Source organism: Paenibacillus sp. FSL P4-0184, assembly GCF_038004625.1.
In the GTDB taxonomy this organism is placed as follows: domain Bacteria; phylum Bacillota; class Bacilli; order Paenibacillales; family Paenibacillaceae; genus Paenibacillus_AQ.
Genome location: NZ_JBBORN010000001.1, coordinates 4,299,502 through 4,315,205, shown reverse-complemented (window position 1 = coordinate 4,315,205; position 15,704 = coordinate 4,299,502). Strand labels below are relative to the sequence as shown.

At 45.4% G+C, this 15,704-nt stretch carries 11 protein-coding genes; all 11 read right to left on the bottom strand.

What is annotated here, in order from left to right:
• Nucleotides 1-46: 46 nt before the first annotated feature.
• Nucleotides 47-1,054: a galactose/methyl galactoside ABC transporter permease MglC gene (mglC, locus tag MKY52_RS18920; RefSeq protein ID WP_076284599.1), complete on the bottom strand. Its 1,008-nt coding sequence runs from the start codon at nucleotides 1,052-1,054 to the stop codon at nucleotides 47-49.
• Nucleotides 1,055-1,106: 52 nt separating this feature from the next.
• On the bottom strand, nucleotides 1,107-2,618 hold the full coding sequence (locus tag MKY52_RS18915) for a sugar ABC transporter ATP-binding protein (RefSeq protein WP_341052798.1): 1,512 nt from the start codon (nucleotides 2,616-2,618) through the stop codon (nucleotides 1,107-1,109).
• A gap of 145 nt (nucleotides 2,619-2,763) precedes the next feature.
• Nucleotides 2,764-3,840 carry a galactose ABC transporter substrate-binding protein gene (locus tag MKY52_RS18910; RefSeq protein WP_143764073.1) on the bottom strand — a complete coding sequence of 359 codons (1,077 nt, stop codon included), beginning with the start codon at nucleotides 3,838-3,840 and terminating at the stop codon, nucleotides 2,764-2,766.
• A 282-nt stretch (nucleotides 3,841-4,122) separates the two neighbouring features.
• Nucleotides 4,123-5,145 carry a substrate-binding domain-containing protein gene (locus tag MKY52_RS18905; protein ID WP_076284597.1) on the bottom strand — a complete coding sequence of 341 codons (1,023 nt, stop codon included), beginning with the start codon at nucleotides 5,143-5,145 and terminating at the stop codon, nucleotides 4,123-4,125.
• Nucleotides 5,142-6,971 (bottom strand): sensor histidine kinase, encoded by a 1,830-nt coding sequence (locus MKY52_RS18900; RefSeq protein WP_341052796.1) that lies wholly within the window; start codon nucleotides 6,969-6,971, stop codon nucleotides 5,142-5,144. Before MKY52_RS18900 ends, MKY52_RS18905 begins: the two co-directional genes overlap by 4 nt.
• Before the next feature lie 2 nt (nucleotides 6,972-6,973).
• Nucleotides 6,974-8,626, bottom strand: a complete 1,653-nt coding sequence (locus MKY52_RS18895; protein WP_339266128.1) for a response regulator — start codon at nucleotides 8,624-8,626, stop codon at nucleotides 6,974-6,976.
• A gap of 158 nt (nucleotides 8,627-8,784) precedes the next feature.
• Complete coding sequence (locus tag MKY52_RS18890; RefSeq protein WP_231573317.1) at nucleotides 8,785-9,249, bottom strand: GNAT family N-acetyltransferase; 465 nt, start codon at nucleotides 9,247-9,249, stop codon at nucleotides 8,785-8,787.
• On the bottom strand, nucleotides 9,239-10,429 hold the full coding sequence (gene purT, locus MKY52_RS18885; RefSeq protein ID WP_339271732.1) for a formate-dependent phosphoribosylglycinamide formyltransferase: 1,191 nt from the start codon (nucleotides 10,427-10,429) through the stop codon (nucleotides 9,239-9,241). The genes MKY52_RS18890 and purT overlap by 11 nt, the downstream gene beginning before the upstream one ends.
• 149 nt (nucleotides 10,430-10,578) lie before the next feature.
• Nucleotides 10,579-14,265, bottom strand: a complete 3,687-nt coding sequence (locus MKY52_RS18880) for a dynamin family protein (RefSeq protein WP_341052794.1) — start codon at nucleotides 14,263-14,265, stop codon at nucleotides 10,579-10,581.
• Nucleotides 14,266-14,669: 404 nt separating this feature from the next.
• Entirely contained in the window at nucleotides 14,670-14,936 is a 267-nt protein-coding gene (locus tag MKY52_RS18875) for a hypothetical protein (RefSeq protein ID WP_042129455.1), read from the bottom strand.
• 25 nt (nucleotides 14,937-14,961) lie between these two features.
• A complete protein-coding gene (nth, locus tag MKY52_RS18870; RefSeq protein WP_042190074.1) occupies nucleotides 14,962-15,642 on the bottom strand; it encodes an endonuclease III in 681 nt (226 codons plus the stop codon).
• Between the last annotated feature and the right edge of the window lie 62 nt (nucleotides 15,643-15,704).

Here is a 15,704-nt window from a genome sequence, read left to right as displayed (position 1 = left end):
CTAAATCTCTAATTCTCTATCACGTTACTCCCTAATCAACACACTGCTACTTCTTCGAAGAGTACTTCCGCATATCAAATGCGACAGCTGCTATAATAATCAAACCTTTGATAATCAACTGATAGTACGGGCTAATACCGATAAAGGTCAGACCGTAGTTAATGAGAGTAAAGATGATAACCCCCACTAGAACACCCGGCACAGTACCGATACCCCCGGTTGTAGATACACCACCAACTACACAAGCTGCAATGGCATCAAGCTCATACATGTTACCGTAGTTATTAGTTGCTCCACCTGTTCTAGCAGCTTCCAGAACACCTGCCAGACCATAAAGCGCACCAGCAATGGCATAGATGTAAATCAGGTTCTTGGAAACATCGATACCGGATACTTTAGCTGCCTGCATATTTCCGCCAATCGCATACATGTTCTTACCCAGCTTGGTTTTATTGAATACCACCCACACAATGGCGGCGACCGCCAGGGCTATCAGCACGATATAGGGGATTGAATATTGACCGCTTCCGATAAAGCCGGAACCAATTTTGGTGAAGTCAGGACGCAGACCACCAATCGGCTGGGATTGGTTCGGGTCCATATCAAAGTACAGGGAGTTCAGCCCGTACACGATGAGCATTGTCCCCAGGGTAGCGATAAATGGCGGAACGTGAAGCTTGGAAACGACAATACCATTTATAAGTCCACAGAGAAGACCAGCAATGATAGCAATTGCTATAGGAAGGATTACTTCCACTTGCGGAAGATCTGGAAAAAAACGACGAGAATAGTCTGGGATTTGCAGCATCGAAGCGGAGATAACCGCCGTAAAACCAACCACCCGTCCAGCTGACAAGTCAGTACCTGCCGTAATAAGGATAAAGGCAACCCCAAGTGCGATGATAACGCGTGTAGACGACTGAATCAGTACGTCACGCAGGGTGTTGATGGACATAAAGTTTGGATCGTATATGATGATCCCCATAATCAGCAGTACCAGCACAATGTAAATTGCGTTTTGAGTCACAAAGGATTGAGCTTTTTTAACGTTCATTAGTAGTGATCCCCCTTAAAATTACGCAAGCATATTCTCCTATCCGTACTCCTTAATGCTGTGCAGCGAGACGCATAACTTCGGTTTCCGTAGCTTGCTCGCCTTCTAATATTCCTGTAAGCCGTCCTTCCGACATGACCATTACACGGTCAGACATTCCGAGCAGCTCCGGCATTTCAGAGGAGATCATAATGATACTCTTCCCTTGCTGGGCCAAGTCGGCAATTATGGAGTAAATCTCGAATTTAGCCCCTACGTCGATACCACGGGTCGGCTCGTCCAGAAGCAGGATTTCGGGCTCAGTAAGCAGCCATCTGGCGAGTAGCACCTTTTGCTGATTACCACCAGAAAGATTCATGATTAACGTTTTGGTTGTAGGTGTTTTAGTTCGTAATTTTTCAATCATTTTATCTACTTCAACTTTTTTCTTCTTGCTATTCAGCAAGAGGTACGGTTTTTGGTAACGATGGAGATTAGCAATCGCACCATTCTCATGAACAGACAAGACTGGAAATATGCCTGTTACACGACGCTCTTCGGTAAGCAAAGCCATTCCGTGTTTCTTAGCATCTTTCGGAGAATTGATAGTAACAACCTTGCCTTTAATAGAGATCGTTCCGGATTTCAAGGCTCGCAGACCGAACAACGCCTCAATTACTTCAGTTCTCTGGGCACCTACCAGACCCCCAACACCAAGGACCTCTCCACGTCTTAATTCGAAAGACACATCTTTAAAAGATCTTTCCTCCGGAGAGGTTAAGCCTTCCACTTTCATGTATACTTCACCAGGTACGTTGAAGCGTTCAGGGAAACGGCTGGTCAAATCGCGGCCCACCATTTTTGAAATGATAAGATCTGTAGTTAATTCCGCCGCTGGCCAGGTTCCGATTTTTTTACCGTCACGCATAATAGTAACTTCGTCAGAGATTGCGAGAATCTCTTCCATTTTGTGAGATATATAGATAATAGCTACGCCTCTACTTCTGAGATCCCGTATGATCCGGAATAAATGTTCCACCTCCACACTGGTTAAGGAAGAAGTGGGTTCATCCATTACAATAACTCGGGAGTGAAAAGAGACAGCCTTCGCAATTTCAATGGATTGGATTTTGGATACGGAAAGCTTACCCACTAATGTTTCGGGATTCAGGTCGATATCCAGATCTTTAAACAAATTTTCCGTGTCAGTGAACATTTTCTTATGGTCAATAAACTGAATCGGTCCGATTCCCTTAGTTGGAAAACGTCCTAGCCAGATATTCTCCATAACACTTCGGAACGGCACGGGATGCAACTCCTGGTGAATCATCGAAATACCACTTTTTAACGCATCATTTGAACTGCTGATAGAAGCCTTCTCACCATCCAAAAAGATCTCACCGGCATCCGGTGAATAAATACCAAAAAGACATTTCATAAGTGTGGACTTACCTGCACCATTCTCACCCATAAGTGCATGCACCGAACCCGGTCTTACTTTTAAACTAACATCGTCCAGCGCTTTAACGCCGGGGAATTCTTTAGTAATGTTGTTCATTTCCAGCAAAAACTCAGCTTTTTCCATGTTGTTACGCCCCCTACGCTTTTTTTCTTTTTTATGAGAGGCACAGCGGTTCCATCCTGTTCCCTGCCTAAAAGAAATACCGAGGAGCGGTTATCCGCTCCCCGTGCTGTCATATGATCATGATTAACTCTGTAGCCGAGGTTAATTACTTAGCGTCAGCTATGTTGTCTTTCGTAATCTTTTTGTAGGAAATCCATACGTATTGGTTGTCAGTGATATCAAAGCCTACATTATCTTTCGAAGGCGTTTCGCCTTTAGCAAGCAGAGCAGCAACTGTGATGGCAGCCTTACCTTGGTTGTTCGCATCATTCAGCACCGTACCGAGCATTGTTCCATCTTCCAGCGCTTGAATCGCAGGAGCAGTTGCATCCACACCTACTACCGGCATGAATTTGTCACCCGTAAAGTAGCCAGAAGCTTTCAGAGCTTCGATTGCACCGAGGGCCATATCATCGTTGTTAGCAAGAACAGCTTCAATTTTGTCGCCGTGGGAGCCAAGGAATGCAGCCATTTTTTCTTGTCCTTTTACGCGATCCCACATTGCTGTATCTTCAGCCAGTTTCTCTACCTTGATTCCGGCATCTTCGATAGCTTGAATAGAGTAAGTAGTACGAAGCTCAGCATCTTGGTGACCTGGTTCACCTTTCAGCATTACATATTGGAGTACACCGTCGCCGTTCTTATCCGCTTCAGGATGTGCTTTCCAGTAGTCAACAATCAGTTGGCCGGACATTGTACCGGACTCTTCTGCTTTCGCACCTACATAATAAACTTTATCCCATTTCTTCATATCTTCAGGAAGCGGTTCGCGGTTAAGGAATACCACTGGAATGTTTGCTGTTTTGGCTTTTTCGATAATGACGCCAGCAGCTGTACGGTCAACTGGGTTAATCAGCATCCCGTTATATTTTTTAGTGATGAATAAGTCAACCTTGTCATTTTGTGTGGGTTGTGAATTTTGGCTATCTACGATATCTACTGTAGCGATGCCTTTAGCAGCACTATCGATAGCGTTACGAACACCTGTCATAAAAGTATCGTCAAATTTGTAAATGGCGACCCCAACTTTAGGCGTTTCTGTTGTAGTGCCCGAGTTCTCAGTCTTTGGAGCGTTAGTTGCCTTGTCTGTAGCACTATCTGTAGTTTTGTTGTTGCCACCACAGCCTGTCAGAGCAGCACCCAGCAAAGCACTAGCTAATAGAACGGAAGTGATTTTTTTCATTATTCATTGACCTCCTATTTATACTTCTTTTTTTGTTTGCCCCTGATCGTCTCGGGTACATTCATATTATGCCTTACCTGAAAACGCTTGCGAATATAAAATCCTACTCATTATTATAAAAATTCTAATGAACCCAAGAAGAAATATAAGGATGATTTTCATTAAAAATTTATACTTTCTTATATTCTAAAATAAAAAACGAATACCGCCCCATTCAAGGATGGTATCCGTTACACGAAACGTATAAGCATAAACGCCTTCGGTGCCTATTTTAAACAGCTCCTATCTAACAAATGGAAATAACAGCTTTTGATTCTCAGGCCACAGCATATTGTCCAAATCAATTAGCTTTGTTCCTGTATCGACACGTTCTGGTACATCGATTCCTTCGATCACTTCTACGGCATGTTTTACTGCTAAATACCCGTTGCTAAAAGGATTTTGGATCACTGTTGCTTGAACAGTACCGTCCTGCAGCAATTCCATCATGGAAGGAGAGCTATCAAAGGCTACCATTTTTATATTTTGCAGCCCCCGACTTTGGATAGCCATTGCTGCACCTTGTGAAGCAGTCTCATTCAGGCTCGCGATTCCCCGAAGATTCGGATGCTTCAGCAGCATCAGTTGTGTAAGATCTTCTGCATCCTTAATACTGGAGGTCGTGTATGAAATCTCAACCACTTGTATATTCGGATAACGTGCAGTGTAATTTAAAAAACCCTTTTCCCGCTCCTCCGCGTCTCTTGCACCATACTCAATGCCGTTAGAAGACTCCAGCTTCTCACTCTGCGTTGAATTGGTGAAGTTAATAATACCAACCTCTCCGTATCCTTTTAACAGCTTGATCAATCGTTCAGCAGATTTTTGACCCGCCTCATAGCCGTTCGAACCAATATATGTCCTTACTCTTGCTGAACCTACTTCCGCATCTACGGATATGACAGGAATTTTGGAATAAGCCGCCTGATCTACAACCTGAGCAAGCCCCATGTAACTACTTGCAGCTAAAATAATCACGTCTGCTTTTTCTTTTATGGAGTCCTGCACCATTTTCACCTGTTCTGTAATGTCACTCTCGGAGTCCGGAGCTTTGAAGGTTAGTTTGACGTTGAATTCCTGCGCTGCAGCTTCTGCTCCCAATTTAACCGTATTCCAGTAATCGCCCCTGTTCATTTTCACAATAAGATGAATATTACGGGTCTTATTTGTATTGATGTAATTGGGCGCTGAATTAAAACAAGAGGTAACTGTAGTCCATAACACCGCACACATTAACAAGGTTAGCCAAAAACGAAAGGTTTTCATGACGATGTCTCATCCTCCTTAAGCCCTTCATTGCCTTCGCCTTTTGCTAGTGCCGGGAAGATAAGGGTAACCGTAGTGCCTTCTTCAATTTCACTTTCAAAAGAAAGTCCATATTCACGGCCATAGTACAGCTCAATACGCTCGTTCACATTTCTTACGCCTACCCCGGAACCACTCATACTCTTACTGCCGCCTGTCAAAATAACCTTCATAGTCTCCTTGGACATTCCTAATCCATTATCACTAATCCTTATAATGACAAGATTGTCCTTCAGTTCTGCTTGGATAGAGATAAAGCCTTCATCAGGCATCATTTCTATTCCGTGATACAAGGCATTCTCTACAATCGGCTGCAAAATCAGCTTAATCGTCTGACACTGCAGTACTTCATCTTGTGCAATGATCTCGTAGCGGAATTTATTTTTAAAACGAAAGCTCTGAATGACGAGATAATGACGAATATGATCAAGCTCTTCCTGCACGGTAATCATATTATTCCCTTTGCTTAGACTAATTCGGAAAAACTTAGATAAAGATTGAATCATTGTAACGACCTCCTCCGTCTTACCACGCTCAGCAAGCCGGATCACAGAGTTCAAAGTATTGTACAAAAAGTGTGGATTAATCTGGGATTGCAGCACTTCAAGCTCACCCTTACGTTTCGTCTCTTGTTCATAAATAATTTGATCCATCAATTGACGAATACGCTGTAGCATGAGGTTAAAGCGTTTAGACAACTGTTCTACCTCATAGGCGCCACTCACATCGATTCGAGTATTAAGATCCCCTTCTCCTACCTGCTGAAGTGTCCGTTCCAGCTTACGGATCGGGCGGGCAATTCGCGCAGACAAAACGACAGATACGATAATTACACATAAAATAACTACCGCTAAGAACCAGGATAAAAAGGTGTTCAGATCACGCTTGGTGGTCACGATTTCGTCATAATAGGCAACACCTACTATTTTCCACCCGGTCTGTTCTAACGTACGTACTGTAATAAATCGTTTTTCACCTGTAGACTCATCCAAATAGCTACGATAAGCATATTCCAATACCGGCTCCACATTCTCATACTTTAAACCAGCATAAATAAGCTGCTGCTGCGGATGATACACGATGTTGCCTAACTGATCGAGGATGTAAGCGTATCCTCTTTTACCAAGCTTAACCTGCTTACTCAGCTCGTCTATGGTGCGAAAGTTAAAATCCATCAGGAGGATACCCGTTTTTAGGACTCCATTTTCCTGATATTGAATGAGTTTACTGATCGACACAACCCAAATATATTGACCTTTAAACAAGTTCTGAATATGGGGCGCTGAATAGGAGATCTCAGATGTTCTTTTGGCCGTTGTAAACCAGCTCTGGGTTTCTAACTGTGTGTTGCTGCGCAACTTCTGTCCTGCTGTACCCACGACGTATTTCCCCTGAGGAGTAAAAACCGCAGCAGAAACCAGATCCTCTCTACTTCCCATTAACATGGCCATTCTTTCCATCAGTAAAGCGGAGTCCACGGAGGGACTATTCGTAATTTGATCTTCTGCAGTTTCAAAAATATTTCGCATTCCTTTTACATAAAGCTCCAAATTGTAGTTCACTTGCTCAATAATCTGCTGCATATTCATATTGGCATTCTCTTCTGCTGTCTTCGCAAACTTGTTATACAGCATAAGGCTGACAACGACGGCTACAAGAACGGCAACGGATGTAAAAGTGAGCGTAATCGTTACTTGAATACTACGCAGCTTAGAGGACAATCGACGTTTTCCCCCTGTTGGATGCTGCGGCCGCAGTCGAAAAGAATAGGGCTTTTCTTGCCGCATAACTACCCTCCTCTGGAGCTATTTTTATACTCTTTGGGAGACTGACCATATTTTTTACGGAAGCAAAAGCTGAAATAGTTAGGATCAGCAAAGCCAATTTTCTCGGCGATTTCAAAAGCCTTCAGTTCCGTGGAGCGTAAAAGTTCCTTTGCTGCCTCTAATCGGATTTGCAAGAGATAACTAACGAAAGTCATCTTCATTTCCTTCTTAAAAATACTGCTAAAATAACCCGTACTGATATGTAAATGCTGACAGACCTTTCCGATAGAAATATCCGATTCCTCATAATGGCTACGGATGTAATCTTTAGCTTCATCAATGAGCAGCTTATAGCTAGATTGGCGTTCTAAGGCAATAGAGTCCATTAGCCGGCTGCAGATCGTAATAATCCATTGCTTGGCTTCACTCATACTATTGAATTTATTCATCTCAGTTAATGAGGAAATGCCAGATCCAACGAACTTAGCAGCATCACTACCGGACTCTTTGGCTACACGCAGGATGGATGTAATAATCTCCAGCAAAAAAATCTGATAATCCTGAGTAGATACCTGCTCAGCATTCAATCCGCCAAATAACTCCTCCACGACCTCCTTAAGCTCCTGTACGGTTCCCATCTTAATCGTTCGGATTAAGGACTGCTGGGTCAATTCATCATAGGCCAAGAGTGTATTCGAACGTGACTCCACATCCTCGATCCAAATGACTCTGTTATTGCCAAGAATGAGACGATAATCTAACGCTTGCATGGCATCTCCAAAGGAGTTAAATAACATAGCAGGCGAGTGACAAACCGTTCCAGAACCAGCGGTTACCGTTAGCTTAAGAAACCGCTGCACATTGTGGCGGATTTCTTCTAGAATTTCAAAAGTTTTCCCCGTAATTTCAGTTTCTTCTCCTGCATCACAAATGGAAAGAAGCACTACCTCGTCACGATGGATAAACACCCTGCCAAAATTATGCTTATTACATAATTCTTCTGCAATATTCAGCACTGCGAAGAGCTGTAAATTTCTCTCTCCCGTATCTCGCAAAGAAATTTGCTTACCTGCGGTAAGGCTAACTGTTTCCCGTTCTGGACGAATATAATCCACACTAATTACCGAGGCTTGGAACCATTTTCCATGTAGATCTATTCCGTATTCCGAACTTTTCTCGTCTATTTCATTCATTCGTAACTTGCGTGAAACGAGAGAAGATAAAAACTGCTCACGCAGCACAGGCAGACTTTTCCGATAATGCTCGCTGAGTACAAAAACATTCTCCTTCTCTGCAATTTCAGCCTCTATAGTGGCTCTGACCTTTAGCAGAACATCAATCAACTCCTGTGAAGAAAACGGTTTCAAAATATACTCATCGATTTGCAGTTTAATCGCCTTCTGTGCATATTCAAATTCATCATACCCTGTCAGAATAATGATCTTGGTATTAGGATGCCGCTCGCGAATCCATTCCGCCAGCTGCAGCCCGTTCATAAAAGGCATTTGAATATCAGTCACAACTACATCCGGGAGCAAACGATCTATCGCATCCGCTGCCTCTCGTCCATTCTCCGCCTGTTCTACAATTTCGAAGCCATAGTGCTCCCAATCAATCTGACTGATGACCCCTTCCCTTACATCTTCTTCATCTTCAGCAAGTATTAACTTGTACATTTCTCATCCCTCTTTGGACACGATTTATTTAACTGTCATAAAATTCATTCTATATGATTCAAACTATTCCATCTATGGTTAAGTTATTTAAATAGATTTTGAGCAAAAAAAAACCATCCCGCCGTAGCTGGGATGGGGATGATCGGAACCTATAAGTATTATAGCAACGCTTTGTTAAAGCGATAGCCTGCTGTCTTTTCGAAACCTAGATGACGATAAAAAGCATGTGCCGGTGCGCGTTCTACGCGGTTACCACTTCTCAAGAAGAGCTGACAGCAACCTTGCTCACGTGCCCATTCTTCAGCTGCGGCCACAAGTCTTTTACCGAGTCCGTTTCCTCTGAGTTCTTCTGATACGATAAGTGCAGTAATCTCAGTGATACAATCTGTCTGTTTGTAATACGAGATTACCTGTCTAAGACCGACCATTCCCACAACTTCATTGTTTAGTTCTGCAACAAGCGTGCATTGGAGATGGTTATTCTCCATGCTTTCAAGTCTCTCTTTCATCACGCTAAGCGTTGTTGGATAGCCGAATTCACGCAGAAGCGCTGTCACTCTCTCCAGATCATTCAAGCCGCATTTGCGAATTTCCAGTACAGGTGCCATGGTACTACTGTTCATCCTCATTTACCTCCACTTTTAGCATAGACGCTGCCTGCTTGGCTACCGTCCGCGCGATTTCCACATTTTCCGCCGCACTTAACGCTACAGCCATCCGCCGCCCTGGACGGACTTCTGGTTTACCAAACACCCGAACCTGAGTCCTAGGTAGTTCCAAAGCTTCACCAATTCCGGTCACAACAAAAGCTCGTCCTTCTCCTTCAGCCTTCAGCGTAGCTGAGGCACCTGGTGTCAGTAATTGTACTGACTGGACTGGAAAACCAAGAATAGCTCTGACATGCACTGCAAATTGAGATAAATCCTGCGTTGCCATCGTTACCATCCCCGTATCATGAGGTCTAGGGGACACTTCACTAAACAATACGCCTCGATCCGTCAAGAAAAGCTCCACTCCAAAAATACCAAAACCTCCGAGCTGATCGGTTACTGCCTTAGCAATAGACTGAGCTTCATCCAGAAGTTCCGCCTTCATAAAGTGAGGCTGCCATGATTCGACATAATCCCCGTCCTTCTGAATATGCCCAATAGGTGGACAAAATATCGTGCCAGACACGGACCGCACCGTTAAAAGTGTAATCTCGCTTTCAAAGGTAACGAATGCCTCTACAATAACACGAGTCCCTTTAGCTCTCGCTCCATCCAAAGCAGTGTTCCAGCATTCTTCTGCATCCTCCGGCCTTTTGCAAACACTCTGACCTTTACCGGAAGAACTCATAATCGGCTTGATGACACAAGGAGTGCCTAGTTCTGCAACGGCTTGATGCAGTTCTTCCAGACTATCTGCAAAACGATAATCCGCTGTTGGCAATCCAAGTTCTTCAGCAGCAAGTCGGCGAATGCCTTCTCTGTCCATGGTCAGACGAGCCGCTCGTGCGGTCGGAACAACGAAGAAACCTTCCTCTTCAAGCTCTTGAAGAGCATGAGTAGCGATTGCTTCAATCTCCGGAACAATAACATCCGGTTTTTCTGAGCGAATAAGCGTTTTAAGCGCCTCTGCATCCAGCATATCAATAACATGTGAACGATGAGCTACACCCATCGCTGGTGCATCGCTATAACGGTCTACAGCTACGGTCTCTACGCCAAGACGTTGAGCTTCGATTATGACTTCCTTACCCAGTTCCCCGCTGCCCAGTAGCAGCAGCTTGCGGCTTTGAGCTGAAAAAGGAGCTCCCCACATTGTCGATTTCAACCTCTTTCGGCAAATTGACTATCTCGTTTCCATAAATTTCTGAAAACAAAACAGTTTCATTGTATATTTTCAGGCTTCTTTATTTTCATCCATCATACGCCAGATTGCAAGTGTTCTTCGACAATTTCCTACAAATTTCAAAGATTTTTGTCTAATCTATCAACGAAAGATTGTTCCAAGAGAGATAATTGGTGACCTAATTGACCCCAATGATCTGCGGATTCACCCCCTTTAAGGAGATCTAACATCGCTTTCTCTTGCTCCGCTAACCCTTCTTGTAGGCGTTCTGCAGCAACCTTTAATTCTCTGGCTATGCAATCAACATAATGCGCAAGCAATTTTTTCTTCTGCTCTGCCGCCGCAACATTAACAGCTTCTTTCACAAGAGGCTCAGCTGCACCTTTGACTTGCTCCCGGCCAGCGCCTTCAAAGAAATAGCGAGGGGATTTGAAATGTCCCCATAAGGTTGGCCATTCCACGGACTGAAGCTGGCATTCCAGCTCACTAGGAGAAGGCCATGCTGCTTCTTCATTCTCCATCAGATGAAACTCTTGAGTAGAGAAAAACAGCTCAGTAGCAGCCGCTTCAGCCGCTTCATGAACAAGTCTACGCCCGGTACTTTCTAGTCGCAGCGTTGTCGCCCACAGCTCTTGCTCCAATTCACGTTTAGTGGTACGCATCAGCTCTGCACCACACGCAGCGAAGATAGCTTTTAAATTTCCTGCGTCCTCACGTAATAATGAGGGGTGGAAAGATTCCTGAAAATTTCTGGTGAAGGAGAAGCTAATTCGTTGACAGACATGATAGATCAGTTCCTCACCTTCATGAACAAGATCTCTGCTAGGACGTTCTTCGGTCTCCAATAGGGAAAGTCTCTTCATAGCTAGCTGACGACGTTCTTGCATTTCTTTTAATCCTGCTTCACGCTCGTTTGCCGCCATAGAAGCGAGATTCTGCCACTCTTCCGCCCTGCGGCGAACAGATGCGATGCTCTCTGCAGCTGCGTTAAGTGAAAGCTGAGGAAGTTCATCTCCCGCAAAGCTTGATAAGGCTTGCTCAAAATGATGGAAACGGGAAGCCTCATAGCGTGCATAATCATGCTGGGTTTTGCCTTCCAGAGCAAGCAAGCTAGAGAGTGCATAAATTCTCGGCGAGCGTAAGCCGCCTGCACGTAAATTTTGAGCAACATGTTCTCGTACCTCTTCCAATTCATCTTCGCCTGAAGCAAGATCAGAAGCGTTGATAATAAAGAACATTTTATCAAGTGCAAAGCTATCTTTAATTCGGCCTAGCTGCGCAAGCAGACCTCGATCTGCTTTTGAAAAGGCGTGGTTGTAATAGGTAACAAAACAAATCGCGTCTGCGTTTTTCATGTAATTAAAGGTTACGCCTGTATGACGAGCATGCAATGAGTCGGCTCCTGGTGTATCCACGAGTACAATTCCGCTTTCGGTCAATGGACAGGCATAATACAAATCAATCCCTTGCACAAAACAGGCTCGGGTCTCCTCCGCTACAAGGCCTCGGTATTCTTCTAAATCAACCGTTCGCACCGTTCCCAGCAAGGGCTCAGCTTCTGCCCAGCCAGCCGCTGCTGCCCTTAGAAATCCAGCATGTGGCAACGCAGAGGGATGAACTCCCCTTGCAGGTAAGCTTGCTAGAACTGTTGTCCATGAGTTTTGCTGTGGTTCTCCTAGTTGCAGCACACTGAAGGAATGGCAGATGTCATCCCAGAAATCTGCCATCGTCTTCATTGTGACAACCGCGCTGGCATGGCGGAAGTCACCTTCCGGCGCCAATATGCGGTTGACCGCAGCCGTGGCAGGATGTGGAGACACGGGCAGCACTTCTTCGCCGAGCAAAGCGTTGGCGAAGGAGGACTTACCCGCGCTGAATGCACCGAACAGCGCGAGGGTAAAGCGGCCGCCGGCGAGATCCTCCGCCCGTGCGGCCAGACTCCGCGCCGCCGATGCCATCGCTGGCTCGCGGCGCAGCAGCTCTGCCGCAGCCGCTAGCGCGTCAGCGGCTGCCGATAGCCGGCGGCGGCCGCCCGCCGGCGAAGCCGTTCCCGCCGCCCAATTTGCGGCGGCGGCACTTCCAGCCGCGACGTTTTGCGGCGGCTGGACCTCCCGCGGTGCGGCGCTCTGCGCAGCCGCTCGCGGGGTTACCCTCACCTCCGGCAGGATGCCGGGGGTGAGGGGCCGGCGCGGCGGCAGAAGCGCCGCGAGCTCGTGCGCGCGGGCAGCTGCCGCGCGGTCTAGCGCGGCTAGCGCCTCAATGGCGCGCGCCTGCCGCGCAAGAGCCAGTTCGCGGCGCTGGAGTTCGGCACGCTGCTCCTCCATGAGCGGCGGCAGCTTCGCTAACAGCTCATCGCTCACCGCTAACGCGGCACGGCGGAACTGGCTCTTAATATCAGCCGCAAGTGTGCGGCAGAAATTGAGCAGCGCCTCGCCGCTATACCCCGTTCCCGGCTTAACTGCAGCCGCCAGCCACTCCTGGCTCACCGCCGGGAATCCTTGCTTCAGAGTCGTCTCCGCCTCCTCCTCCCACAGCCCGAGATTCTCCGCCCAATCACGTACCAGCTGAATCAAATGCCATTCCAGCTGAGCAGAAACCTCTCGGGTCAACAGTCCTTGCCAGACTGCCAATCGTTTACTTTGTTCCTTCTCCCGCCGTGCAGCCGTAGAGAATAACCCTAATCGAAACGTAGGGCTAGCACTTTCCATATAGCTTCCCGACGCCTCTCTTACATCTGCAGGCATTAGATTAGCATTATTAAGTAAGGTGTCTAGGCCAGTTCGCAAACTCGCTCGTGACTGCTGAGGCAACGCCTCAAGTCGTTCCTTCTCTTCTTCGAGTGACTTCAGTTCATTCGTCACTGTCTCAGCATTCGTACCTTCTAGTTCTTCAAGAAGAGCAGCTCTTTCCTCCTGCTGATCTTCACGGAATGCAGTTAGAGAAGAATCCGCTGTATGATGAATGGAACGAGACAAGCTATATTGAAGCAGCTGCTCCTTTTGTTCCAACAGTTCGGTTATAAGGCTGAGTAGATGATCCCAATGATTAAGAGGATGCTCTTTCTTTTTGAGAGAGGTGAATAGAATTCCCGCACAATGAATCCCCCATTGTTCAAAAGCATTTTCAAGTTGACGTTTATATTCCTCAATGGAAATCTCTTGTTCCCTGTGCTTGTCGATCTGATTAACAATCAGATACAAAGGTTTACCCCAGTCACTAAGATTTTTAGCAAAGGCCAAATTATTCTCTGACTGTACATGGTTATAATCCATTACATAAAATACGACATCAGCTAAATGCAGCGCAGACCGGGTGGCCGCCTGATGACCATCATCCGTCGAATCTACACCAGGTGTATCCAATAGTACGCCATCCTTGCCTAGCAGTGGTATCTCATTCCACACTTCAATTGCGGAATATTCACCACCATTTCGACAGTATTCTTGTAATCTTTCTGGAGTTGTCTCTATAGGAGCAGGATCATTTTTACTTCCTTCAACTCTAGGATAAATAAGCACTCGTGGAACTCCACTGCGAATAGAGACAATATTCGCACTAGTCGGCACAGGTCCAGAAGGCAACACTGAACTGCCGCAAAGAAGATTGATCATACTGGATTTTCCTGCCGAAAAATGTCCGCAAAAAGCAAGGGTCAGCTCATTCCCACCCTCTTTATGTTGTAAATCTTCATATATACGTTCAGAGCTTTCATCACCCCAGCGATGCATTAATCCACGCAACTGGAAAAGCAGCGATGCCGTTTCACTTAATGTCTCTTTCTCGATTCTAACCTGTTCCGCTCTCACTGAATCTCCACCTCCACTGTTACCATCTAATCATGCTTTGAATATAACCCATTCAAGAATACGAAATCAGACTCATTTTTAAAATATAAGAAAGTAAAAGCTTCACATTATCCTTATATTTCTCGCTTAAACGCTTACCGTCCTTATAAGGACGCCGAAGACGTTTATGCTTATTCAATGTTTATACAGGTGTAATTTCTGTGATGTCACGCAGAACCTTTTTTATAAATAATAATTACAGTTTATCACCAGTTTGACACAAATTAAATACACACTACTTACAAAATAACCTATCATCTCTTACGAAATGAGGTTATTCAAACATCTTTCTGCTTTTTCGCTAGAAAAGTAAGAAGCAAAAAAGGAGCCAGCTCTAGGGCCGACTCCTTTTATCACTTCTAAATTTATGCAGTTTCCGAAACAGGCAACAGAATTTCGAATACTTTTCCGTGTTGCAGAATAGTCAAACCACGAGATTTATCTCTCATTACAACAACCTCGGGTTTCACTGACATACGCTCAAAATAGTGTTCAGGAACGTCACCGGAATGACTGATCGTGATACCTTCTACTTCTTGCTCTTCGTTCTCTTCGAGTGGGCTTTCCACTACGCGATCAAAAATATCCGAGAACACTTCAAAATTATCTGTGTATACAGAAATGCATTTCATCTCTATCCCATCCTCTTCTTCAACTCTAACTTTTTGGCGTATGATCTTTAGCTTTCCTGACAACAGCTGTTTTCATACGTTTTTTGCCCTCTCGACATACATCAAGGAGCGGGCAAACTTGACATTTTGGGTTCTGTGCCTTGCAGTGATATCGTCCGAAAAAGATAAGCCGGTGATGAGTGATCGTCCATTCGTCACGTGGCACAGCCTTCATCAGCTTCTTTTCCACTTCCAGCACAGAATCTTTCCAGCCTGCTAATGCAAGTCGTTTAGCAACCCTCTCCACATGCGTGTCCACTGCAATGGCAGGAACTCCAAAAGCATTGGATACTACTACATTTGCAGTTTTACGACCTACACCGGGTAAAGTTACAAGCAAGTCATGAGCCTCAGGCACCTCGCCACCATACTGTTCTATGAGTATAGAGCATAGGCTTTGGATATGCTTAGCTTTGTTACGATATAGGCCGATGCGCCGGATATCCCCCTCCAATTCCTCCAGCGGTACAGAAATATAATCGATGGGGGCTTTGTACTTTTGGAACAGGTCCACGGTCACTTTGTTCACCGTTGCATCCGTACATTGGGCTGATAACAGTACCGCTATCGTTAATTCAAAAGCGTTACTGTGATTTAGCTCGCAATGAGCATCAGGGAACAAGTCTCCAATCGTATCCAAAATGTGGCGGACCTCTGCAACTTTCATAGTGTCCCCTCCACGGAGCGATTACGCTCATTAAAACTCACATGAGCGTCATCTCTAATGTA